The sequence below is a fragment of the Quisquiliibacterium transsilvanicum genome (assembly GCF_014202215.1).
GTDB lineage: Bacteria > Pseudomonadota > Gammaproteobacteria > Burkholderiales > Burkholderiaceae_E > Quisquiliibacterium > Quisquiliibacterium transsilvanicum.
The window spans coordinates 20354-41415 of record NZ_JACHGB010000004.1 but is presented as its reverse complement, the minus strand read 5'-3'; the positions used below and the strand labels follow the sequence as shown (position 1 = coordinate 41415).

The 21062-nt window shown below is 69.3% G+C and carries 21 protein-coding genes; 5 read left to right on the top strand and 16 right to left on the bottom strand.

Annotation, left to right across the window (positions count from 1 at the left end; genetic code table 11):
• Positions 1-110: 110 nt before the first annotated feature.
• Both HNQ70_RS09690 and HNQ70_RS09685 read right to left on the bottom strand, forming a co-directional pair.
• Entirely contained in the window at positions 111-917 is an 807-nt protein-coding gene (locus HNQ70_RS09690; protein WP_221302752.1) for a thioesterase family protein, read from the bottom strand.
• Between the two features lie 29 nt (positions 918-946).
• Positions 947-1627, bottom strand: a complete 681-nt coding sequence (locus HNQ70_RS09685) for a hypothetical protein (RefSeq protein WP_183966860.1) — start codon at positions 1625-1627, stop codon at positions 947-949.
• 207 nt (positions 1628-1834) lie between these two features.
• Here HNQ70_RS09685 and HNQ70_RS09680 point away from each other — a divergent pair, with 207 nt between their 5' ends.
• Entirely contained in the window at positions 1835-3022 is a 1188-nt protein-coding gene (locus tag HNQ70_RS09680) for a calcium-binding protein (RefSeq protein WP_183966859.1), read from the top strand.
• A gap of 111 nt (positions 3023-3133) precedes the next feature.
• Positions 3134-4327, top strand: coding sequence for an amidohydrolase family protein (locus HNQ70_RS09675; protein ID WP_183966857.1), 1194 nt, complete (start codon positions 3134-3136; stop codon positions 4325-4327).
• Between the two features lie 4 nt (positions 4328-4331).
• Here the strand turns inward: HNQ70_RS09675 and HNQ70_RS09670 are convergent, their stop codons facing one another.
• The gene (locus HNQ70_RS09670; RefSeq protein WP_183966855.1) at positions 4332-5414 is read right to left on the bottom strand and encodes an NADH:flavin oxidoreductase; all 1083 of its coding nucleotides are present in this window, start codon (positions 5412-5414) and stop codon (positions 4332-4334) included.
• 223 nt (positions 5415-5637) lie between these two features.
• Here HNQ70_RS09670 and HNQ70_RS09665 point away from each other — a divergent pair, with 223 nt between their 5' ends.
• Positions 5638-6846 carry an ABC transporter substrate-binding protein gene (locus HNQ70_RS09665; protein ID WP_183966853.1) on the top strand — a complete coding sequence of 403 codons (1209 nt, stop codon included), beginning with the start codon at positions 5638-5640 and terminating at the stop codon, positions 6844-6846.
• An 85-nt stretch (positions 6847-6931) separates the two neighbouring features.
• Here the strand turns inward: HNQ70_RS09665 and HNQ70_RS09660 are convergent, their stop codons facing one another.
• From HNQ70_RS09660 to HNQ70_RS09645, 4 genes are all read right to left on the bottom strand, one after another.
• Entirely contained in the window at positions 6932-7945 is a 1014-nt protein-coding gene (locus HNQ70_RS09660) for a tripartite tricarboxylate transporter substrate binding protein (RefSeq protein ID WP_183966851.1), read from the bottom strand.
• 64 nt (positions 7946-8009) lie between these two features.
• Positions 8010-9023, bottom strand: a complete 1014-nt coding sequence (locus tag HNQ70_RS09655) for a tripartite tricarboxylate transporter substrate binding protein (RefSeq protein WP_183966849.1) — start codon at positions 9021-9023, stop codon at positions 8010-8012.
• Between the two features lie 195 nt (positions 9024-9218).
• Complete coding sequence (locus tag HNQ70_RS09650) at positions 9219-10793, bottom strand: AMP-binding protein (protein WP_183966847.1); 1575 nt, start codon at positions 10791-10793, stop codon at positions 9219-9221.
• 23 nt (positions 10794-10816) lie between these two features.
• Positions 10817-11785: an NAD(P)H-dependent flavin oxidoreductase gene (locus tag HNQ70_RS09645; protein WP_183966845.1), complete on the bottom strand. Its 969-nt coding sequence runs from the start codon at positions 11783-11785 to the stop codon at positions 10817-10819.
• A 163-nt stretch (positions 11786-11948) separates the two neighbouring features.
• Between HNQ70_RS09645 and HNQ70_RS09640 the strand changes: the two genes are divergently transcribed.
• Positions 11949-12488, top strand: a complete 540-nt coding sequence (locus HNQ70_RS09640; RefSeq protein WP_183966843.1) for a PadR family transcriptional regulator — start codon at positions 11949-11951, stop codon at positions 12486-12488.
• An 8-nt stretch (positions 12489-12496) separates the two neighbouring features.
• Here the strand turns inward: HNQ70_RS09640 and HNQ70_RS09635 are convergent, their stop codons facing one another.
• Positions 12497-12853 (bottom strand): cupin domain-containing protein, encoded by a 357-nt coding sequence (locus HNQ70_RS09635; RefSeq protein ID WP_183966841.1) that lies wholly within the window; start codon positions 12851-12853, stop codon positions 12497-12499.
• Positions 12850-13176 (bottom strand): NIPSNAP family protein, encoded by a 327-nt coding sequence (locus HNQ70_RS09630; RefSeq protein ID WP_183966839.1) that lies wholly within the window; start codon positions 13174-13176, stop codon positions 12850-12852. Before HNQ70_RS09630 ends, HNQ70_RS09635 begins: the two co-directional genes overlap by 4 nt.
• A gap of 94 nt (positions 13177-13270) precedes the next feature.
• Here HNQ70_RS09630 and HNQ70_RS09625 point away from each other — a divergent pair, with 94 nt between their 5' ends.
• Positions 13271-14527, top strand: coding sequence for an MFS transporter (locus HNQ70_RS09625; RefSeq protein ID WP_183966837.1), 1257 nt, complete (start codon positions 13271-13273; stop codon positions 14525-14527).
• Positions 14528-14552: 25 nt separating this feature from the next.
• Here the strand turns inward: HNQ70_RS09625 and HNQ70_RS09620 are convergent, their stop codons facing one another.
• From HNQ70_RS09620 to HNQ70_RS09590, 7 genes are all read right to left on the bottom strand, one after another.
• Positions 14553-15614 (bottom strand): phosphotransferase family protein, encoded by a 1062-nt coding sequence (locus HNQ70_RS09620; protein ID WP_183966835.1) that lies wholly within the window; start codon positions 15612-15614, stop codon positions 14553-14555.
• A gap of 110 nt (positions 15615-15724) precedes the next feature.
• The gene (locus HNQ70_RS09615; RefSeq protein ID WP_183966833.1) at positions 15725-17050 is read right to left on the bottom strand and encodes a 2-oxo acid dehydrogenase subunit E2; all 1326 of its coding nucleotides are present in this window, start codon (positions 17048-17050) and stop codon (positions 15725-15727) included.
• A gap of 1 nt (position 17051) precedes the next feature.
• Positions 17052-18098: an alpha-ketoacid dehydrogenase subunit beta gene (locus tag HNQ70_RS09610; protein WP_246434895.1), complete on the bottom strand. Its 1047-nt coding sequence runs from the start codon at positions 18096-18098 to the stop codon at positions 17052-17054.
• Complete coding sequence (locus tag HNQ70_RS09605; protein ID WP_183966831.1) at positions 18095-19360, bottom strand: 3-methyl-2-oxobutanoate dehydrogenase (2-methylpropanoyl-transferring) subunit alpha; 1266 nt, start codon at positions 19358-19360, stop codon at positions 18095-18097. The genes HNQ70_RS09610 and HNQ70_RS09605 overlap by 4 nt, the downstream gene beginning before the upstream one ends.
• A 99-nt stretch (positions 19361-19459) precedes the next feature.
• Positions 19460-19945 (bottom strand): EVE domain-containing protein, encoded by a 486-nt coding sequence (locus HNQ70_RS09600; RefSeq protein WP_183966829.1) that lies wholly within the window; start codon positions 19943-19945, stop codon positions 19460-19462.
• Between the two features lie 78 nt (positions 19946-20023).
• A complete protein-coding gene (locus HNQ70_RS09595) occupies positions 20024-20443 on the bottom strand; it encodes a c-type cytochrome (protein ID WP_183966821.1) in 420 nt (139 codons plus the stop codon).
• Entirely contained in the window at positions 20440-21009 is a 570-nt protein-coding gene (locus HNQ70_RS09590) for a ferritin-like domain-containing protein (protein WP_183966820.1), read from the bottom strand. Before HNQ70_RS09590 ends, HNQ70_RS09595 begins: the two co-directional genes overlap by 4 nt.
• Positions 21010-21062: the final 53 nt, after the last annotated feature.

Genomic DNA, 21062 nt, shown 5'->3' with positions numbered 1-21062 from the left:
GCCGCACTGAATCCGGAACACGCCCGGACGGGCCATTTCGAAGATCTTGATTCGTGGTCGACGACCGGGCTGGCGCCGGCTGCAGACCGGTTTGAAATGGCAGCGGCTTGTCAGCGCGCCCGCACCGCCAGGCTCTGCGTCGCGCGGCCCACGAAGCCCAGCTCGTCATAGAGCGCAGACTCCGCGAGGCCGCCGCCGTCACTGCCCAGGCAGGTGCGCGCATCCAGGCAGATCCATTCGCCCACCGGCCGCCGCAGCAGGTTGATGGTGAGGTCGGAATTGACGAAGAGGTAGCGCTCGTAGTCGAGGATGGCGCTCACTCCGTTGCCGGAATCCGCCGCCACCGCCACCCGCTGGTAGGGGCTCGGCTCCTCCCCCTCGACCAGCGGATGGCGCAGGCGGAACCACACCGCGCAGGGGCCGTTCCAGAACTTTCCGCGCGCCAGCCGGGTTTCGACCAGGTCCGCGTACCCCACCTGCCGGCCCGCGAAGGGGAAGCTCGCCGCCGGGGACTCATCGGGCGCGAGCGGCGCCATCGGCAGCGGATGGCCGGCAAGTTCCTGCGGCAGTTCGAGCGGCGTCTCGCGCTGCGCCAGCGCGGTGAACCTGGCCACGTCCTTGTCGCCCGCCATCAGGTGCGCGGAGAAGTGCCCGGCGTTGCGGCCCACGTAGTCGGTCATCACCTCGACGATCAGCTTGCCGATCGGCACCGGACGCAGCAGGTTGGCGGTGAGCCGCGCGATGTGCGTGAGGCCGTGCTGGTGCGCGGCCTGCTCCACGGCCCGGCACACCAGAGCGATCGGTGGTCCGGCATGCTGGTGGGCGGGATCCCAGGGCCCCCTCGTGAGCGTGCTGGAGAGATAGTCGCCCGCGTCGAGCGCGGTGTAGGCGGCGGTGGGTGCGGCAGATGCGGTCAAAGTGGGGCTCCGGGCTTCAGGATCGCGCGTCACTTCACGGCGAAGCAGTAGAAGAGGCCGGCGCCGCCGGTACTGCGCAGCCCTTCGGGATGGCAGCCGCGCGTTGGATGCGAAGAGTTCCACGAAGTTGCCCACGAGGCCGCGATCGGACCGGCGCGATCGTGATGGCCGGTCATCGCCGAACCGTCCGGGCCGCTCTTCGTCCAGTTGCCGCAGCTCATGTCGGCGAAGGGCGCGCCCGGAAAGGCGGTGCCATCCGGACGCGAGCCGGTGAGGATGTCGTGCTCCATGGGCTGGTCGGTGCGACCCTTCACGGGCCGGCCCCGCTCGTCGAGCGCCGTGTCCTTGGTCAGGTTGCTGGAGGGCGAGTGGAGATCCTCGACGCTGTTCGCGACGAGCACCCCCATCGCATTGCGCCAGGGCCCCGGGCCGATCCGGTCGCGCGCATTGACGAAGCCGGGGTCGGCGAGGCCCGTCGCCTGCGTGCTCAGGTAGGCGCGCCAGACGCGTTCGCCGGCGCCTGCGGGCCCGGCCCGGTGGGACCGGTGGCGCAGCCGGCCAACGCCATGCCGACCGCGGCCAAGGCAGTGGTTCCAATCGTCCTCTTCATCGTGCTCTCCTGTTTTCGCTCGGGGTCCGCTTGCCTCGCCGCTGCGGAACCCAGCGTGCGGATTCTGCTGCTCAGTCAAGTACATGCCACGTGCGGTCATTCTTGCTGCCGTCACGCGGCACGTCAACGAAGCGCGCAGCGCTGCCCGACACCACGCGCAGGCAGCGCTCCGCGCTTACCGACGGAACCGTCCGAAGCGCCGCTCCTCTGCTAGATTGCAATCTCGACGACCCAAGTTGTCGATACTGCGGGGCCCCGAAGGCATTCGAGCTTCGATGCTTCAACCTGGCAAAATGAGGAGCACCTTATGGCAGTCGGTACGGCATACACCAGCACCAATATGGAGAACGCGCAGGTCTGGTACGGGACGATCACCATTGCCACGTCGAACCACATCCAGGTGGCCAGCGGAGGCTCCGTCCAGAACTACTACGGCTACGGATTCACCTACAGCCCCTATGCGGTGATCGGTGGGACGGTCACCTCCACGAACTACTACGAATTCGGCACGAAGATCTACGAGATCGGCGGCACGAGCCTTAGCGCCGTGACAGTGGCCAGCTACGTCCAGTCGGGGAATATGCAGGGGGTTCTAGCGTACGCACTTTCTGGAGCCGATACCCTGAACGGCTCCCCGCAGCACGACGTCATCAAGGGCTACACGGGCAGCGACATCCTCCATGGAAACGCCGGCAACGACGTCCTCTATGGAAACTCCGGCGACGACGTATTAATCGGGGGGGCCGGCAACGACCTGATCGACGGAGGCGCCGGCACCGACACGGCGGCCTGGACCGGCATTGCTGCCAACTACCAGGTGAGCCGCCCCGGCAGTGATTGGATCGTCTCCGCCCGCACCGGCAGCGATGGAACCGACGTCGCAGTGAACGTCGAGCGCCTGCAGTTCGCCGACCGCACCGTGCCAGTGGAGTCGCGTGAACACGGCAGCTACGCTGACCTGCCCGAGGCGCTCTGGCATTTCTTCATCGTGGCCTTCGATGCGGCGCCGGGCGTCACCTACATGGACCAGCTGGCCGACGCCTCGCGCTTCGGCATGAGCGTGCGGCAGATCGTCGACGTCTTCACCAGCAAGTCGCAGTTCACCGAGGTCTATCCCGCAACGCTGAGCAACGCGCAGCTGGGCGTGGCGCTGGCCGAGAACATCATCAAGGACAGCGCCAGCCCGCAGGCCCGGGCCGAGGCCGCCGCCGACATCCAGGGAGCGTTGGACATCGGCTGGACCATGGGCCAGATGATCCACACGGTGTTCGGCAACCTGGGAGCCAAGGCCTACGACGACCCCGTCTGGGGCGGCACTGCGCTGCAGTTCCACAACCAGATCCAGGTGTCGAAGTACTACACCGAGGTGCTGAACCAGAGCACCACCGACCTGCCCACGCTGCGTGCGGTGCTCGATCCGGTCACCCAGTTCAGCGATGTGTCCAGCGAGCAGGCGCTGGACACATTGGTGGGGGTAGCGCTCTTCGAGGGTTGACGCTCCGGGATCCGCCTCATTTCGAAACGTCGTCCCTGCGCGCACCATCGGCAGGACGGCGGTCCACGGGTTAGCGTTCGCTTGAATCCACTTGCCGCCCAGGAGCCCGCCATGCCCTACGCGAACGACCGCCTCATCCACGACGCCGACAGCCACCTGATGGAGCTCGACGACTGCCTGGATCCGTACTTCGACAGACGCCTGCTGGAACGCTTCCACGCGCTGCCGGCCTACCAGGCAGTGAAACGGCGCGGCCTGCGCCCGGGCCGCTCGGCCGAGGCGCACGCCGACCCGGAGTTCCGCGCGGGCGTGGCGGCCAACCTGCTGCTGCGGAAGAACTTCGAGGCTCATGGCGCCTTCCTGCGCGAAGACCGCCCGGAAGCGCTGGACCTGCTCGGCTTCGCCAGCCAGCTGGTGTTCACCACCTTCTGCCTGGGGAACTTCGGCCTGGACCAGGGCGAGGACATGGAGCTCTGCTACGGCGCGGCCAGCGCGCACAATCGGATGATGACCGACTTCTGCTCGGCGGACCGGCGCCTGCTCGCCACCGCCTACGTGCCGCTGGAGGACATCGAACGCTCGATCGAAAGCGCCCGCGACGCGATCCGGTTCGGCGCCAAGGCGCTGATGATCCCGTCGCTGTGCCCGCGCCACCATGCGCCGAGCCACGTCGGCCTCGACCCGGTCTGGGCGATGGCCCAGGAGGCCGGGATCCCGGTGGTCCTTCACGTGGGCGGCGAGGAGAAACTGAACCCGGTCTACAAGGAGAACGGCCTGCCGCCGGTGCCCGATTTCCACGGCGGCGACGACAACTTCACCTCGGTCAGCTACATGCCGATTCCCAACGCAGCCATGCAGACGCTGGCCACGCTGATCTTCGACGGGGTGCTCGACCGCTTCCCGCGGCTCAAATGGGGCGCGATCGAGCTGGGCGCCTCCTGGGTGCCCGGCTGGATGCGCTCGATGGACTCCGCTGCGCACGCCTTCATGAAGAACGAGGAGCGCCTGCGCAGGCTGTCGGCGAAACCCTCGGAAATCGTGCGGCGCCAGTTCCGCGTGGCGCCCTACCCGCACGAGGACGCCGGCTGGATCATCGCCAACGCCGGCGACGAGGTCTGCATGTTCTCGTCCGACTATCCCCACGTGGAAGGCGGACGCCATCCGATCAAGCGCTTCGACGAGGTGCTCGCCGACTGCACCGCGGAGCAGCGCCGGCGCTTCTACAGCGAAAACTTCATCGACATGATGGGGCCGGCGCTGGCGCCCGAACTGCGGCGCCCGGCGCACCTGACGGCGGCGGCCTGAAGCATCAGTCCGCCACGAAGCCCTTCCACCCGGTCGCCATGTAGTCGACGAAGGCCGGTCCCAGCCCCTCGTTGCGCAGGTGCTCGCGGGTGACCGGGCGCTCGACCGAGCGAAACGCCGAGTCGGCGATCGCACGCTTGGGAAAGTCGTGGTGCAGGATCGCGCCGCGGCCGATCAGCACGAAGTCGGCGCCGTGCTCCAGGCACTTCTGCGCGGTGGCGGCGTCCATGATCTTGCCGGCCACGCCCAGCGGCGTGCCGCCACGCTCGAGTTCGGTGAACAGGTCGATCAGCGGCCGGCCCTGGTAGGCCGGATCCATCGGCTCCTTGAAGCAGTCCCACAGCGACATGTCGAGGTAGTCGATCTTTCCGCAGGTCATCAGCTGACGCGCGAACACGAGCGCCTCGCCGATATCGATGTCGAAGCGCTCCGGCGAGATCCGCACGCCCACCTGGAAGTCCTTGCCGGCGCGGGCACGAATGCCGTCGATGATCTCCCAGAAGACGCGCGTGCGGTTCTCGAACGAGCCGCCGTAACGGTCAGTGCGCAGGTTGTGCTGCGGATCGAGGAATTCGCACAGCAGGTAGCCATGCGCGCCGTGCAGCTCGACGCCGTCGAAACCCGCCCGCTCCGCGCGCAGCGAGGCTGCGATGAAGTCCTCGACGAGCTGCTCCACCTCGCCTGTGCTGAGCGCGCGCGCGCCGCTCTCGGCGTCGTCCCAGGGCGCCACCCGCGGCAGGCCCGAAAGCTTGGGATCGGCGCGCAAACCCGAGTGCTGAACCTGGACCGAGCTCACGCTGCCTTCGGCGCGGATGCCCTTGGCGAGGCGCTCGAGCCCCGGCAGGTGCTTGTCCGACCAGATGCCCAGCTGGCCGGGAAAGCCCTGGCCGCTGGCCTGCACGTGCGCCGCGCAGGTCATCGTCAGGCCGAAGCCGCCGGTGGCGCGCTTGACCAGCCAGTTGTACTCGTCATCGCTGAGCGTGCCGTCGGCGTTGCTCTGGAAGTTGGTCAGCGGCGCCAGCATGAAGCGGTTCTTGATCGCCGGGCCGCGGCGGAGGGTGACGGCATCCGAGAGGTTCTGGGTCATGAAAGTATCCTGGCCTGATGAGGTTGCCGGTGTCCGGGCCCGATTCCAGGCCCGCGGTGCTGGCGGATTTTAGGGTGACGGCGCATCGAGTGCCGGCCCCGGCCCGCGGCGGCAGACCGTTTTTCGCCTCCACGGCAGCCCGTGCGCCGGACGGCTCGGAACCTCGGCAAGCGCTGGTGCACTATCGGCCATCCGAACGACGAATCACGAGAAGGACAGAACGATGACCGACCTGACCCGCCGCAACCTCAGCCTGGCCCTGCTGGGCGCACTCGCCTCGACGCCCGCCTTGGCCGCGCCCAAGTACGGCCCCGGCGCGAGCGACAAGGAGATCGTCCTCGGCCAGACCCAGCCCTACTCCGGCGGCGCCTCCGCCTACGGCACGATCGGCCGCGCCGAGGTGGCCTACTTCGACATGGTCAACGCCAACGGCGGAATCAAGGGCCGGAAGGTCCGGCTGATCAGCCTTGACGACGGCTACACGCCGCCGAAGACGGTGGAGATGATTCGCCGGCTGGTCGAGCAGGACGAGGTGATGGCGGTGTTCGGCCTGCTCGGCACCGCGGGAAATTCGGCGGTGGCGCGCTACCTCAACCAGAACAAGGTACCGCAGCTGCTGATCTCCAGCGGCGCGAGCAAGTGGCTGGATACCGCCGCCTATCCGATGACGGTGACCGCCCTCCCCACCTACGACACCGAGGCTTCGATCTACGCCAAATACATCCTGGCGCAGAACCCGAACGCGAAGATCGGCGTGCTCTACCAGAACGACGACCTGGGCCGGGACTACCTGAAGGGCCTGCACCAGGGCCTCGGCGCGGCCGGCAAGAAGCACATCGCAGCCGAGGTGTCATACGAGGTCACCGACCCCACCGTCAACGCGCAGATCCTGCAACTTCAATCGTCAGGGGCGAACGTGCTGATCGTCGCGGCAGTGCCCAAGTTCGCCGCGCAGGCAGTGCGCCGGATGGGCGAGCTCGCCTGGAAGCCGCTGCTGGTGCTGACCAACATCGCCAACTCGATCGGCACGGTGATCCAGCCGGCAGGTCCTGAATACGCGGTGGGCGCGATCAGCGCCGCCTACATGAAGGACCCGACCGATCCGACCTGGGCCAAGGACGAAGGCATGCTGCGCTGGCACGCCTTCATGGACAAGTACTACCCGGCCGGCAACAAGACCGACGTGTTCAACGTCACCGGGTATTACATCGCCAGCTTCATGCACCGCCTGCTCGAGGCCTGCGGCGACGATCTCACCCGGCCCGGCCTGATGCGCGCGGCGGAGAGCGCGAAGGACTGGCAGTTCGACTCGCTGGTGCCCGGCATCCGGATCAGCACTTCGCCCACCGACCACGGCACCATCGAGCAGATGCAGCTGATGCGCTTCGACGGCAAGCGCTGGGTGCTGTTCGGGAACCTGATGTCGTCCTGAGCGCACCGCGGCGCGCTCGCGCGGGCGCCGCCGACCGGCGGGCGCCCGCGTCATGCACCCCGGCCAGGGCCGGGGCGCGACGCCATCACTTCGGCAGCATGTCCAGCTCTTCGAGGATCTTGCGCTCGTCGACCCACATCTTCTGGGCCAGCGCATACCAGTCAGCGCCGCTCAGGTAGGCGTCCTCGAGGTCGTAGGTCTCGAGGTAGCGGCGGTAGGTGGGGTCCGACAGCGCGCCCTTGAAGGCGTCGTGGATCGTCTTGACCACCGCGGGGTCCATGCCCTTCGGCCCCACCAGCCCGATCGGGCTGCGGGCGACGTGCTGGATGCCCAGCTCGATTGCGGTCGGCACGTCCGGCAGGCGCGGCATGCGCTTGGCAGTGAAGGCCAGCAGCACTCGTCCCTTGCCCTGCTTCTCCACCTGCGCCCAGCCGCCGTCCAGCACCGCGTTGATGTGGCCGCCGATGAAGGCCTGAAGCACCTCGGAGCCGCCCTTGAAGGGGATGTGGTTCAGGTCGGCCCCGGTCCTCTGCGCCAGGCGCATGGTGGCCGCGTGGCCGGTGCTGGCCGCGCCGCTGGTGCCGACGTTGATCTTGCCCGGGTTGGCCTTCGCATAGGCGATGAACTCCTGGAAGGTTTTCCAGGGCGACGACTCCGGCACCACCAGCGCAAAGGTGTAGCCGGAGAAGCCCATGATGTAGGTCAGGTCCTTCAGCGGCTCGTAGGGCACCTTCTGCATATGCGGCACCTTGAACACGGTGGCCGGCGCGATCGCGATCTGGTAGCCGTCCGGGGTCTTGGACTGCGCGACGATGCCGGTGGCCATCGTGCCGGCAGCGCCAGGCCGGTTCTCGACCACCAGCTGCTGGCCAAGGGCCTTGGACACCTGCGGCGCGAGCGCGCGGGCGATCGCGTCGGTGGCGCTGCCGGGCGGGAACGGCACCAGCAGCGACACCGGCCGGGTCGGGTAAGCGGCCTGCGCGAAGACCGACGCGCCAGGGGTGGCGCCTACGGCAGCTGCCGCGAGCGCACCGCCGAGCAGGCGGCGGCGCGTGAGCGCGGGCGGGATGAAAAGGGAAGCGTGATCGTGGCGGGGCATGGAAGTCTCCTCGTGTCGTGGTCTGGCCCGATTCTAGGGCGATTCCACACCCCGCGACGTCCGTTTACTGCTGCAGCATCCCCAGCGACTCGAGCGTCTTGCGCTCCTCGACCCACATGCGCTGGGCGAGCGCATACCAGTCCTGGCCGCTCAGGTAGGCATCGTTCAGGTCGAAGGTCTCGAGATAGCGCCGGTACGAGGCGTCCGACAGCGCGCCCTTGAACGCGTCGTGGATCACCCTGACCACCGCCGGGTCCATGCCCTTGGGGCCGACCAGACCGATCGGGCTGCGCGCGACGTGATCGACGCCCACCTCCAGCGCGGTCGGCACGTCCTTCAGGCGCGGCAGGCGCTTCTCGGTGAACATCAGCAGCACGCGGCCCTTGCCCTGCTTCTCCGCCTGCGCCCAGCCGCCGTCCAGCACCGCATTGATGTGGCCGCCGACGAAGGCCTGCAGCACTTCGGAACCGCCCTTGAACGGGACGTAGTTCAGGTCGGCGCCGGTCTTCTCGGCGAGCTTGAGCGTGGCCGCGTGGCCGGTGCTGCCCGCGCCGCTGGCGCCGACGTTGATCTTGCCGGGGTTCGCCTTGGCGTAGGCGATGAACTCCTGGTAGGTCTTCCAGGGCGACGACTCCGGCACCACCAGCCCGAAGGTGTAGCCGGAGAAGCCCATGATGTAGGTGAGGTCCTTCAGCGGGTCGTAAGGCACCTTCTGCATGTGCGGCACCTTGAAGAGCGTCGCCGGCGCGATCGCGATCTGGTAGCCGTCCGGCTTCTTCGACTGCGCGACGATGCCGGAGGCCAGCGTGCCGGCGGCGCCGGGGCGGTTCTCGACGATCATCTGCTGGCCCAGCGTGGCGGACACCTGGGTGGCAAGCGCGCGGGCGACCGCGTCGGTCGCGCTGCCGGGCGGGAACGGCACCAGCAGCGACACCGGCCGGGTCGGATACGCGGCCTTGGCGAATACGGACGAGGCCGGAGCGACGCCCACGGCGGCGGCGGCGAGCGCGCCGCCGAGCAGCTTGCGACGGGAAACCGCGGGAACGGACGAGGGGAAGGAGGGCTTGCGGAGGGACATGGAGGATCCTTGTGATTGCGTTGCCTGGCTCTGTGGCCGGGGGCGATTTTACCCGGGAGGCCTCCCGGGTTTACCCGGGCCTGCCGAGCCGGCCCCGGGAAGCTCAGGGCGCGCCCCTTCGAGCAATGCGATCTCCTTCGAGCGACGCGATCCCCTTCGATCGTTACGCCCCCCTCGCGACGGATCCCCCCACCCTCAGATCCTGCGCTGCGCCCCCTGCCAGTAGGCGTCGCGCAGCAGGCGCTTCTGCAGCTTGCCGGTCTCGGTGCGCGGCATCTCGTCGCGGAAATCGAAGGAGCGCGGCACCTTGTAGCCGGCCAGCGCCGCGCGGCAATGACGCTCGAGCGCTTCGGCCAATGCGGGGCCGGCCTCCGTGCCCGGGACTGGCTGCACCACCGCCTTGACCTCCTCGCCAAACTCGGCGTGCGGCACGCCGATCACCGCCACGTCCTGCACCTGGGGGTGCGAGGCCAGCGCCGCCTCGATTTCCGCCGGGTAGATGTTCACCCCGCCAGAGATGATCATGTCGATCTTGCGGTCGGTCAGGTACAGGTAGCCCTCGGCGTCGATCCAGCCGACGTCGCCGGTGGTGAAGAGGCCGGCGCCGCGATGCGCCTCCGCGGTCTTGTCCGGGTCGTTGTGATACGCGACGTCGATGCCGCGCCGGCTGCGCATGTAGATGGTGCCCTGCTCGCCCGGCGCGGCCTCGCTGCCGTCGTCGCGCAGGATGATCGCGTCGGTCTGGAAGGTCGCCCGCCCCACCGATGCCGGCCGCTCCAGCCATTCCTGCGACGAGATCCCGGTCACCACCGAGCCCTCGGTGGAGCCGTAATACTCGTGGATGCACGGCCCCCACCAGTCGATCATCTCGCGCTTGACCTGCGGCGGGCAGGGCGCGGCGCCGTGCCAGACGCGCACGAGCGAGCTGCCATCGAAGCGCGACTTCACCTCGGGCGGCAGCCGCAGCTGCCGGATGAACTGGGTCGGCACGAGGTGCACGTTGGTGACCCGGTGCGCGTCGATCAGCTCCAGCGTCTGCTGCGCGTCGAAGCGCTGGGACATCACCACCGTGGAGCCCATCAGCATCGGGTAGAAGGACCAGCCGAACTGCGCCGAGTGGTAGTAGGGCCCGCACAGCAGCGTGGTGCCGTCGGGCGGCAGCTCCAGGCTGCCCATCAGGCCCTCGGCCAGCAGGCGCAGGCCCTCGGCCGGCTGCAGCCCCGCGCCGGGGCGCACCACGCCCTTGGGCCGCCCGGTGGTGCCGGACGTGTAGAACATCGGCCCGCCCTGCATCTGGTCCGGCGGATCGGAATCGTCCGCCTGCGACGCGACCAGCGCCTCGAAGTCCTGGAAGCCCGCCGGCGCCGGCTGCCCCGGCCCGATGGCCGCGCACACCGCCAAACGGCTGCCCGCGGCCGGCACCCGCGCCAGCGCCTGCGCCGCGACCCCCGCGAAGCGCGTGTCGGTGAACAGACCCAGCGCACCGGAGTCCGCCAGCACGTGGGCGAGCTCGTCCACCGTGAGATGCCAGTTGACGGGCACGTAGCTGATGCCAGCGTGCGAGGCCGCCGCCGCCAGCTCGAACACCGCGCGGCTGTTGCCCGCGAACAGCGCGATCCGGTCGCCGGGCGCGAGGCCCGCAGCCCGCAGCGCACGAACGAGCCGGTTGGCGCGCGACTCCAGCTCGGCCCAGCTGCGCTGGCCCTGCTCGTCGATCAGCGCAGGTGCGTCACCGCGGCGGCGCGCGATCGGGGCAATCATCAGGGTCATCTGGACTCCCTTGGGCTATGGGCTCAGGCGACGCGCCTGAACAGCTGCGCGCGCGCCGCCTCGTACTCCGCTTCGAACCGGTCGACCAGTTCGCCGGCGCTCTGCACTTCGTTCAGCACGCCGATCCCCTGGCCGCAGCCCCAGATTTCCTTCCAGGCCTTGGGCTTCTGGCGGTTCGAGCCGAAGTCCATCTTGGAAGGGTCGCTGGTCGGCAGCCTGTCGGGGTCGAGACCCGCGGCGACCAGCGAGGGCTTCAGGTAATTGCCATGCACGCCGGTGATCAGGTTGGTGTGGACGATGTCGCCCGCGCCGCACTCGGTGATCATCTTCTTGTAGCCCTCGACCGCGTTGGCTTCCCGGGTCGCGATGAAGGCCGAGCCAATGTAGGCCATGTCGGCACCCATCGCCAGCGCCGCGAGGATCGATCGGCCCGACGCGATTGCGCCGGACAGCAGAAGCGGACCGTCGAACCACTGGCGAATCTCCTGGATCAGCGCCAGCGGCGACTGGAAGCCGGCGTGGCCGCCCGCGCCCGCCGCTACCGCGATCAGGCCGTCAGCGCCCTTCTCGATCGCCTTCTTCGCGAAGGCGTTGTCGATGACGTCGTGCAGCACGATGCCGCCGTAGCTGTGGATCGCGTCGTTGACCTCGCGGCGCGCACCCAGCGAGGTGATCACGATCGGCACCTTGTGGTGCACGCAGGCTTCCAGGTCGTGATCCAGCCGGTCGTTCGACTTGTGCACGATCTGGTTCACCGCGAACGGCGCGGACGGCCGCTCCGGGTGCAGGCGGTCATGCTCGGCGAGCTCGGCCTTGATGCGGTGCAGCCACTCGTCGAGCAGCTCTGCCGGGCGCGCGTTCAAGGCGGGGAAGGAACCCACGATGCCGGCCTTGCACTGCGCAATGACCAGGTCGGGATTGGAGATGATGAACAGCGGCGACGCCACGACGGGCAGGCGCAGGCGCTCGGTGAGGATCGGAGGCAGGGACATCGGTTTCTCCCGGAGGTTGGGCGGCGACCGTCGGCTGGCGCCGGGACTGGATATGCAACTGGTTGCAATAAAATAACGCAGCGACGAACAGGATGCAACTGGTTGCAATTCGAGCAATGCGGCAAGATGCCGACTGCCCCATCGCGCAGCCGATCCCCATCCGATGTCCCTGCCCCACGCGATCCTGACCGCACTCACCGAACGTCCCGCCACCGGCGCCGGACTGGCACGCCGTTTCGACCGGTCGATCGGCTACTTCTGGCAGGCCACGCACCAGCAGATCTACCGGGAACTCGGCCGCCTCGAAGAGGCAGGCTGGGTCGCCTCGCAACCGGTCGAGCAAGGTCCGGGGCGGCAACGCGCCTGGCGTGTGCTTCCCGCGGGCAAGCGTGAACTGCGGCGCTGGACAGGATCGGACCTGGGCTCGCGCACAGTGCGCGACGAGTTCTTCGTGCGCATGCGCGCCGAGGCCGCGCTCGGCCAGAGCGGGCTGGACGCGCAGGTCCGCGAGAAGCTGGAGGAGGAGAAACGGATGCTCGCCCTCTACCGGGAGATCGAGGCGCGCGACTTTTCCGACGAGCAGATGACGCGCGAGCGCAGGCTGCAGCACCTGGTTCTCAGATCCGGAATCCGGATGGCGACGCAGCGGATCGAGCTGTACCGCGAGGCGCTGGAGATCCTGGCGATGCCGGCACAGCGCTGAGACGGGCCTCAGCGCGGCGAGGCCGTCTCCGGAATCTCTCCCCGGATCATCACCAGCAGCATCTTGAAAGGCGTCACGGGATCTACGGAATGCGGAGCCGTCGCAGGGATCAGCACGGTCTGCCCCTCGCCGAGGCGGTGCGTGACCCCTGCGATGCGCACGTCCGCCTCGCCCTCGACCCCCACCAGCAGTGCGTCGTAGGGCGCGGTGTGCTCGCTCAGGCCTTCGCCCTTGTCGAAGGCGAACATGGTCACGCTGCCGCCGGTGTTCTTCACCAGCATGCGGCTGACCACCGCCTTCTGCTGGCACTGCAGGAGATCCTTGAGAATCTCGACCCGGGTTTCCCGCTGCGCTGGCGTGCTCATTTCGGTCCCGGCCTGAAGAACTCCGCCGGCGTCATCAGCCGGTTCTCCTGGGCCTCCAGCGCGCCCAGCTTCGCGCTCTCGACGGTGTAGGCCAGCCACTCCGGATCCGTCCACAGGGCGGCGCGGCGCTGCTCGCGGTCGGCAGCGTTCGCGTAGGCCCAGATGTGGATGTACTGGTTGACGTTGCCGGTCTCGGTGACCAGGAAGGCGAAGGGCTCGCCGAGATTGCGCGACTGCGGCGCGAGCCCCAGCTGCTGGTAGAGCGCCAGGTGGCGCTTGATCATTCCGGGCTTGCAGGTGTAGGTGCGGACGTCGAAAAGCATGAGGTCTCCAGGGTTGTGGCGTCTGCCGCATCGGCCTTCCGAAAGCGACCCGCCGGACGATGCCAGACTGCGCCGATCCAGTACAGTTTGCGGCATGCGAAACGCCCCCGCCCACCCCGATCTGATCGACTCCCGCCAGGCCGCCTGGCGCCTGCTGTTCACGCTCGGCCTGGTGGTGCTGGGCAACAGCAGCATGTACGTGGTGTCGGTGGTGCTGCCCGCGGTGCAGACCGAGTTCGGCGTGGGCCGCGGCGATGCCTCGCTGCCCTACACGCTGATGATGATCAGCCTGGGGGTTGGCGGACTGCTCACCGGGCGGCTGGCCGACCGCTACGGCCTGATGCCGGTGCTGTGGGTGGGCGCGCTCGCCACCTGCGCAGGTTACGTGCTGGCCGCCATGTCCGGCAGCATCTGGGCCTTCGGCCTGGCCCACGCCCTGCTGGGCTTCATCGGCGCGTCGTCCACCTTCGCGCCGCTGATGGCGGACACCGCGCTGTGGTGGAGCCGCCGCCGCGGCATCGCGGTGGCGATCTGCGCCGGCGGCAACTACATCGCGGGGGCCATGTGGCCGCCCATCGTCCAGCACGGCATCGAGGCCATCGGCTGGCGCGAGACCTACATGCTGATGGGCGTCGTCTGCGGGCTGGGGATGTTCGCGCTGTCGCTGCGCATGCGCCAGCGCCCGCCGGTGGCGGTGGCCGCCCCGGCGAGCGCGGGAGTGGCTGCGCGCGACGGGAGCCGCCCCTTCGGCCTGCGTCCGGCGCAGGCCCAGACACTGCTGTTCATCGCCGCCATCGGCTGCTGCGTCGCGATGGCCATGCCGCAGGTGCACATCGTGGCCTACTGCGGCGACCTGGGCTTCGGCCCCGCGCGCGGCGCCGAGATGCTCTCGCTGATGCTCGCCTGCGGCATCGTCAGCCGGCTGGTCTCCGGGGTGATCTGCGACCGCATCGGCGGCATCCGCACGCTGCTGCTGGGTTCGGCGCTGCAGGGCGTCGCGCTGCTGTTGTTCCTGCCCTTCGACGGGCTGGTGTCGCTCTACGTGGTGTCGGCGATGTTCGGGCTGTTCCAGGGCGGCATCGTCCCCGCCTACGCCATCATCATCCGCGAGCATTTCGCTCCTCAGGAGGCCGGCGCACGCGTCGGCGCGGTGATGCTGGCTTCGCTGCTCGGCATGGCGCTGGGCGGCTGGATGTCGGGCTGGATCTTCGACCTCACCGGCAGCTACCAGGCGGCCTTCCTCAACGGCATGGGCTGGAACCTGCTCAACCTGTCGATCGCCGGCTGGCTGTACTGGCGGGTGCGCAGGCTGGCGGGCGGCAGCGCGGCGGTGCCGGCGGCCGCGTCCTGAAGGACGGGGCCGCCGCTGGCCGGCTTCAGCGGTCCAGGATCTCGCAGGCCTTCGCGGCCAGGTGCTTCGTGTTGGAGTTGTCCGACGAGGCCGGCGCGTTGCCGATGCCGATCAGGTTGCGCTTGTAGACGCCCTGCCCGATCGAGGCCAGCCGGAACATCGAGAACGCCAGGTAGACGTTGAAGCCGGGGATGGAGTCGCGGCCGGTGCGCCTGCAGTAGGCCGCCACGTACTCCGCCTCGCTGGGGATGCCCGCCGCCTTCAGGTCGTCGATTCCCTTGAGCGTGCCCCAGCTCTCCGAGTCAGAGTGGTAGAGGATGCAGCCGTAGGCGATGTCGGCCAGCGGATGGCCCAGCGTGGCGAGCTCCCAGTCGAGCACCGCGACGATGCGCGGCTCGGTGGGGTGGAACATCACGTTCTCCAGGCGGTAGTCGCCGTGCGCGATGCTCACCTCGTCGCTTGCCGGGATCCGGCCGGGCAGCTCGGCGATCAGCCGCTCCATCTCCGGGATGTGCTCGGTCTCCGCGCCGCGGTACTGCTTGATCCAGCGGTCGATCTGGCGCTGGAAGTAGTTGCCCGGGCGGCCGAAATCGGCCAGGCCGATCGCGGCGAAGTCCACCTGGTGCAGCCGCGCCAGCGTCTCGTTGAGGTTGTCGTAGATCGCCGCGCGCTCGGCCGGCGACATGCCCGGCAGGCGCGCATCGCGGAAGATGCGTCCCTCCAGGAAATCCATCACGTAGAAGGACGTGCCGATCACCGACGCATCCTCGCAGAGCGCGCGCATCCGCGGCACCGGGAAGCCGATCGACCCCAGCGCGGCCATCGCGCGGTATTCGCGGTCCACCTGGTGCGCGCTGGGCAGCAGCTCGCCCGGCGGCTTCTTGCGCAGCACCCAGCGGCGCTGGCCGGCCGTGATCAGGTAGGTGGGGTTGGAGGCGCCGCGGTTGAACTGGCTCAGCACCAGCGGCTCGGCCGGATTCTCAACGTTGGCGCGGAACCACTTGTCCAGCGCGGCTTCGTCCAGCCGCTGGTTGTCGCGCACCGCGCCAATGGAGGGCTTGCCGGGATCGGCGATCGCTTGGCTCATGGGTCCGTTCTCTTCTGGGGTCTGACGACTGGGGTCTGACGACTTTGGAGGGCGATTCTACGGGCGCCCGCGAGCGGGCGGATCTCATAAAGCGGCGTCGGCGCCGGCCCTCAGTCCACGAACAGCAGCGCCGGGCATTCCAGGAAGCCGCGCACCGACTGGATGAAGCGCGCAGCATCCATTCCGTCGATGACTCGATGATCGAAGGACGACGAAAGGTTCATCGTCTTGCGCGCCACGACTGCGCCGCCGTGGATCGCCGCCCGCTCGACGATCCGGTTCACGCCGACGATCGCCACCTCGGGACGATTGATCACCGGTGTCGACGCGATGCCGCCCAGCGCGCCCAGGCTGGTGACGGTGATCGTCGAGCCGGTCAGCTCGTCGCGGCTCGCCCGTCCGGCACGCGCCTCGCCGGCCAACCGGGCAAGCTCGGCCGCCATCGACCAGAGGTCGCGGGCCTCGGCGTGACGCAGCACCGGCACCAACAGCCCCGCCTCGGTATGGGTGGCGATGCCGGCATGCACTGCAGCATGCTGGGCGACCAGGCCGGCCTCATCGTCGAAGCGTGCGTTGACCCGCGGATGCTCCCGCACCGCGAGCACGATCGCGCGCAGCACGAACGGCAGCAGCGTGAGCCGGCCGCGTGCCGCGGCATGCCTTGCGTTGAGCGCCTCGCGCAGCGCCTCGAGCTCGGTGACGTCGACCTCCTCGATGTAGCTGAAATGCGGGATGCGACGCCACGCCTCCTGCGTCGCCTCGGCGATCCGCCGGCGCAAGCCCAGCATCCGCAGGGTTTGCACCGCGTCGCTGCCCGCCCCGCTGGCCGCGTCGCTGCCCGCCGCGCTGCCCGCCGCGCCGGCCGCCCCGGCGTCCCGCGTCACGGACCTGCGCCGCGCCGCAAAGCCATCGACGTCCTCGTGCCGCACGCGGCCTTCGGGTCCGCTGCCCGGCACCTCGCGGAGGTCCACGCCGAGTTCACGGGCATGCCGTCGCACCGACGGCGAGGCCAGAGGCCTGGCGGCTGGCGGGACGGCGCCCGCCCCGCCAGCCCGCAGCACGCGTTCCACCGGCGGCACTTCGATGCCGTCATGCCGCGACGCGCCCGTGGTCGACAGCGCACCCGGGACCGACGGCGCACCCAGGCCCGACGGCACACCTGGCGCGGGCGTCGATCCGGCTCCGGCGGCCATCGCCTGCGTATCGATCGCCACCAGCTCCGCACCGACCGCGAGCAACTGCCCGACTTCGCCGCCAAGCCTCGCCACCCTGCCCGCCACCGGGGACGGGATCTCCACGTTCGCCTTGTCGGTCATGACGATCGCGAGCGGCTGATCCTCGGCCACGGTGTCGCCGGCGGTCACCAGCCACTCGACCAGCTCCACCTCGGCGACGCCCTCGCCGATGTCGGGCACCTTCATGACGTGCAGGCTCACCTCAGGCCTCCATCGCCCTGCGCATTGCGGCCGCCACCCGCGCCGGGCCCGGGAAATAGGCCCACTCCTGGGCATGCGGGTAGGGCGTGTCCCAACCGGTGACGCGTTCGATCGGCGCCTCGAGGTGGAAGAAGCAGTGCTCCTGCACCAGCGCGGCCAGCTCGGCGCCGAAGCCGCTGGTGCGCGTGGCCTCGTGAACCACCACGCAGCGGCCGGTCCTGCGCACCGACGCGACGATGGTGTCGAGGTCGAGCGGCCAGAGGCTGCGCAGGTCGACGATCTCGGCATCGATGCCGGCCTCGGCCGCGCCCGCCTCGGCCACGTGCACCATGGTGCCGTAGGCGAGCACCGTCAGGTCCGCGCCGGGCCGGCGCACCACGGCCGAGTCCAGCGGCACCGTGTAGTAGCCCTCGGGAACCTCGCCCAGCGGATGCTTCGACCAGGGCACGATCGGCCGGTCGTGACGGCCGTCGAAAGGGCCGTTGTAGAGCCGCTTCGGCTCGAGGAAGATCACCGGGTCATCGCACTCGATCGCGGCGATCAGCAGGCCCTTGGCATCGTAGGGGTTGGACGGCATCACGGTGCGCAGCCCGCAGACGTGGGTGAACAGGGCCTCGGGACTCTGGCTGTGCGTCTGTCCGCCGTAGATGCCGCCGCCGCAGGGCATGCGGATGGTGAGCGGCGCGGTGAAGTCGCCCGCCGACCGGTAGCGCAGCCGCGCAGCTTCCGAGACGATCTGGTCGTAGGCCGGGTAGGAGTAGTCGGCGAACTGGATCTCCACCACCGGCCGCAGCCCATACGCGGCCATGCCGATCGCGGTGCCGACGATGCCGCCCTCGGAGATCGGCGCATCGAACACCCGCGTGCGACCATGCTTCTCCTGCAGCCCCTCGGTGACGCGAAACACCCCGCCGAAGTAGCCGACGTCCTGTCCGTAGACGACCACGCCCGGATCGCGCTCCAGCATCACGTCCATCGCCGAGCGCAGCGCCTGCACCATCGTCATCGGGACCGCGGCACTGATCGCGGGAAGCCCGGCGCCGCTCATGATCCGCTCCCGCGGCCGGCCGCCAGCTCTTCCCGCAGCTGCGCGCGCTGGCGCACCAGGTGCGCGGGCATCTCGGCGTACACATCCTCGAAGATCGAATCGGCCGGCGCCACGCGCCCGTCCACCAGCGAACCGTGGCGTTCCGCCGCCTTCTGCGCGGCAATCACCTCGGCCTCGATGTCCCGCCGCAGCGCCTCCCTCTGCTCCGCGGACCACTCGCCGAGCGCGATCAGGTGGCGCTCCAGGCGATCGACCGGGTCGCCGAGCGGAAACCGTTGCCAGTCGTCCGCCGGCCGATACTTCGTCGGATCGTCCGACGTGGAGTGCGCGCCGCCACGGTAGCTGACCCACTCGATGAGCGTCGGCCCGAGGTTGTGCCGCGCGCGCTCCGCCGCCCACTGCGAAACCGCGTACACCGCCAGGAAATCGTTGCCGTCCACCCGCAGCGATGCAATGCCGGCGCCGACCCCGCGCGATGCGAAGGTGGCGCGCTCGCCGCCCGCAATCGCCTGGAAGGTGGAGATCGCCCATTGGTTGTTGACCACGTTGAGGATCACCGGCGCCCGGTAGACGTGGGCGAAGGTGAGCGCATTGTGGAAATCCGGCTCGGCGGTCGAACCGTCGCCGATCCAGCCGGAGGCGATCTTCGTGTCGCCCCTGATCGCCGACGCCATCGCCCAGCCCACGGCCTGGACGAACTGCGTCGCCAGGTTCCCGGAAACCGAGAAGAAGCCGTCGCGACGTCGCGAGTACAGCACCGGCAGCTGCCGCCCCTTCAGCGGATCGCATTCGTTCGACAGCAGCTGGCAGATCAGCTCGTCCAGGGGCACGTTGCGGGCGACCAGCAGGCCCGGCTGCCGATAGGAGGGAAAGCACATGTCGCCATCGCGCAGCGCCATCGCGTGAGCGACCGCGATCGCCTCCTCGCCGAGGCACTGCATGTAGAAGGAGATCTTCTTCTGGCGCTGCGCGAGCAGCATCCGCGCATCGAAGATCCGGGTCACCAGCATCGCGCGCAGGCCGGCGCGCAGCCGCTCCGGAGCCAGCTCGGGCGCCCACGGTCCGAGCGCCCTGCCCTCGTCGTCGAGCACGCGCACCAGCGAAGCCGCGAGGTCGGCCGTATCCTCAGGCCGCACCTGCAACTGCGGCCGACGTGCCGCCCCGGCCGGCGCTAGACGCAGGTAGGAGAAGTCGGTGGCATGCCCGGGCCGGCCGCTGGGCTCCGGCACATGCAGGCGAAGAGGCTTCTCGCGATCGCTCATGGGCACCTCGGCGTGCCCGCCCGATCGGGCGAGCGATGCGAGCAAGCTTAGTCCTCGACGCCGCGCCAGAGCCGCATCTCATCGATGGCGGAATGGCGATCAGTCCCCAAGCAGCCCGTCGACGATGAAACGCCACTCCTCATCGGTCACCGGCATGATCGACAGCCGGTTGCCCTTGCGCAGCACCTGCATCTGCGCGAGCTCCGGGTGGCTGCGCATCTCGGCGAGCGTGAGCAGCCGCGTCTTGCGCAACGCGCGCACGTCGACGTTGAGCCAGCGCGGGCTGTCCTGCGTGGACGCCGGGTCGAAGTATGGCGAAGCCGGATCGAACTGCGTGGCATCCGGGCAGGCCTGCGAGGCCACCTCGGCAATCCCCGCGACGCCGGGCTGCGCGCAGCCCGAGTGGTAGAAGAGCACGCCGTCGCCGACGCGCATCGCGTCGCGCATGAAATTGCGCGCCTGGTAGTTGCGCACGCCTGTCCACGGCACCGTGGCGCCCGGCGCCGCGAGCGCGTCGTCGATCGAGCACTCGTCGGGCTCGGACTTCATCAGCCAGTGGCGCGGTCGCGGGGTCGGGCTGGGCATCGGGTCGTCTCCATCCGCCGTTGGAACGGTCCGCTCGGGCGGATCCACCGGCGATGCTACCCGCCCGATGCGCCACCGTCAGCGCCCCGCCGCCTCGCCTGCGCGGCAAGCCTCGGTACTGTCCGCATTCCGCAGGTAGGCGATCAGGTCGGCGCGGTCCTGCCGCTCGGGCACGCCGTCGTAGGTCATGGTGGTGCCGGGGACGACCTTCATCGGGGCGGCCAGGAAGCGATCCAGGGTCTGCGCGTTCCAGGTGAGCCCGGACTGCCTCATCGCGGGCGAGTACTCGAAGCCCGCTGCCGCGCCGGCCTTGCGGCCCAGCAGTCCGCAATGGCGCGGCCCCACGCGGTGATACGCGAGCGCGTGGCAGGCAAGGCACCGGGCGTAGATCCGCTCGCCGCGAGCAGGGTCGGCAGCCGCATGGGCTGGCCAGGCGGACAGCAGCGCGCCGCCGCCCAGCCCAAGCGCACCGGCGATCGCCAGTGCAAGCCGCTTCATGACACGAAAGCCCCCGGCACCGGCACGAGGCCGACCGCCTGGCGCAGGATGGCCCAGTGCATCGCCTCGTCACCCAGGATGCTCGCCGCGGCCTTTGCCAGGTTTCGGTCGCCGAACAGCGGAACGGCGCCCAGGTAGGCGCTCACCGCGCCCTGCTCGAGACCGGCTGCGAAGCGAAGCACGTCGGCCTGCGACTTCAGCTGATCGACCGGGAACATGTACTTCGATTTTGGCTGGACAGGCTTGCCACCGAGCTTCTCGACGGTCCTGGCCAGGAGGGCGGCGTGCTCCTTGTGGTGCCCCTGGAAACCGAGCGCCAGCTTCAGCACATCGGCCTCCAGCAACTTGCTCTCCGCACCGACCTGGTACGCGGCAACGGCCTCGAGCTCGGCGCCCAGCGCGGTGTTGAGGATCTGCACGTCACCGGCGCCCGCAGGGCCGGCGCTCGCCGCCAGCGATTCGTTCCCCGCCAGCAGCGCAACCGCAGCCCCCGACAGGACCAACCCCGAGCGACCGAGGAACATGCGGCGCGCAACTGCGGGGGAAGACATCTGGAAGAACGACATGACGGACTCCTCGATCGTTGGATGAGCCCATTGGATGTCGCCGGCGCCCGCCG

What these genes read in the sequence shown, in the direction of transcription:
- HNQ70_RS09640 (WP_183966843.1), top strand. Translation starts at nt 11,949, where the DNA reads ATGTCCCTGCCCCACGCGATCCTGACCGCACTCACCGAACGTCCCGCC.
- HNQ70_RS09685 (WP_183966860.1), bottom strand. Translation starts at nt 1,627, where the DNA reads ATGACCGCACGTGGCATGTACTTGACTGAGCAGCAGAATCCGCACGCT.
- HNQ70_RS09620 (WP_183966835.1), bottom strand. Translation starts at nt 15,614, where the DNA reads ATGAGCCAAGCGATCGCCGATCCCGGCAAGCCCTCCATTGGCGCGGTG.
- HNQ70_RS09660 (WP_183966851.1), bottom strand. Translation starts at nt 7,945, where the DNA reads ATGCCCCGCCACGATCACGCTTCCCTTTTCATCCCGCCCGCGCTCACG.
- HNQ70_RS09600 (WP_183966829.1), bottom strand. Translation starts at nt 19,945, where the DNA reads ATGCCCAGCCCGACCCCGCGACCGCGCCACTGGCTGATGAAGTCCGAG.
- HNQ70_RS09590 (WP_183966820.1), bottom strand. Translation starts at nt 21,009, where the DNA reads ATGTCGTTCTTCCAGATGTCTTCCCCCGCAGTTGCGCGCCGCATGTTC.
- HNQ70_RS09650 (WP_183966847.1), bottom strand. Translation starts at nt 10,793, where the DNA reads ATGACCCTGATGATTGCCCCGATCGCGCGCCGCCGCGGTGACGCACCT.
- HNQ70_RS09670 (WP_183966855.1), bottom strand. Translation starts at nt 5,414, where the DNA reads ATGACCCAGAACCTCTCGGATGCCGTCACCCTCCGCCGCGGCCCGGCG.
- HNQ70_RS09595 (WP_183966821.1), bottom strand. Translation starts at nt 20,443, where the DNA reads ATGAAGCGGCTTGCACTGGCGATCGCCGGTGCGCTTGGGCTGGGCGGC.
- HNQ70_RS09610 (WP_246434895.1), bottom strand. Translation starts at nt 18,098, where the DNA reads ATGAGCGGCGCCGGGCTTCCCGCGATCAGTGCCGCGGTCCCGATGACG.
- HNQ70_RS09680 (WP_183966859.1), top strand. Translation starts at nt 1,835, where the DNA reads ATGGCAGTCGGTACGGCATACACCAGCACCAATATGGAGAACGCGCAG.
- HNQ70_RS09605 (WP_183966831.1), bottom strand. Translation starts at nt 19,360, where the DNA reads ATGAGCGATCGCGAGAAGCCTCTTCGCCTGCATGTGCCGGAGCCCAGC.
- HNQ70_RS09645 (WP_183966845.1), bottom strand. Translation starts at nt 11,785, where the DNA reads ATGTCCCTGCCTCCGATCCTCACCGAGCGCCTGCGCCTGCCCGTCGTG.
- HNQ70_RS09655 (WP_183966849.1), bottom strand. Translation starts at nt 9,023, where the DNA reads ATGTCCCTCCGCAAGCCCTCCTTCCCCTCGTCCGTTCCCGCGGTTTCC.
- HNQ70_RS09635 (WP_183966841.1), bottom strand. Translation starts at nt 12,853, where the DNA reads ATGAGCACGCCAGCGCAGCGGGAAACCCGGGTCGAGATTCTCAAGGAT.
- HNQ70_RS09625 (WP_183966837.1), top strand. Translation starts at nt 13,271, where the DNA reads ATGCGAAACGCCCCCGCCCACCCCGATCTGATCGACTCCCGCCAGGCC.
- HNQ70_RS09630 (WP_183966839.1), bottom strand. Translation starts at nt 13,176, where the DNA reads ATGCTTTTCGACGTCCGCACCTACACCTGCAAGCCCGGAATGATCAAG.
- HNQ70_RS09665 (WP_183966853.1), top strand. Translation starts at nt 5,638, where the DNA reads ATGACCGACCTGACCCGCCGCAACCTCAGCCTGGCCCTGCTGGGCGCA.
- HNQ70_RS09675 (WP_183966857.1), top strand. Translation starts at nt 3,134, where the DNA reads ATGCCCTACGCGAACGACCGCCTCATCCACGACGCCGACAGCCACCTG.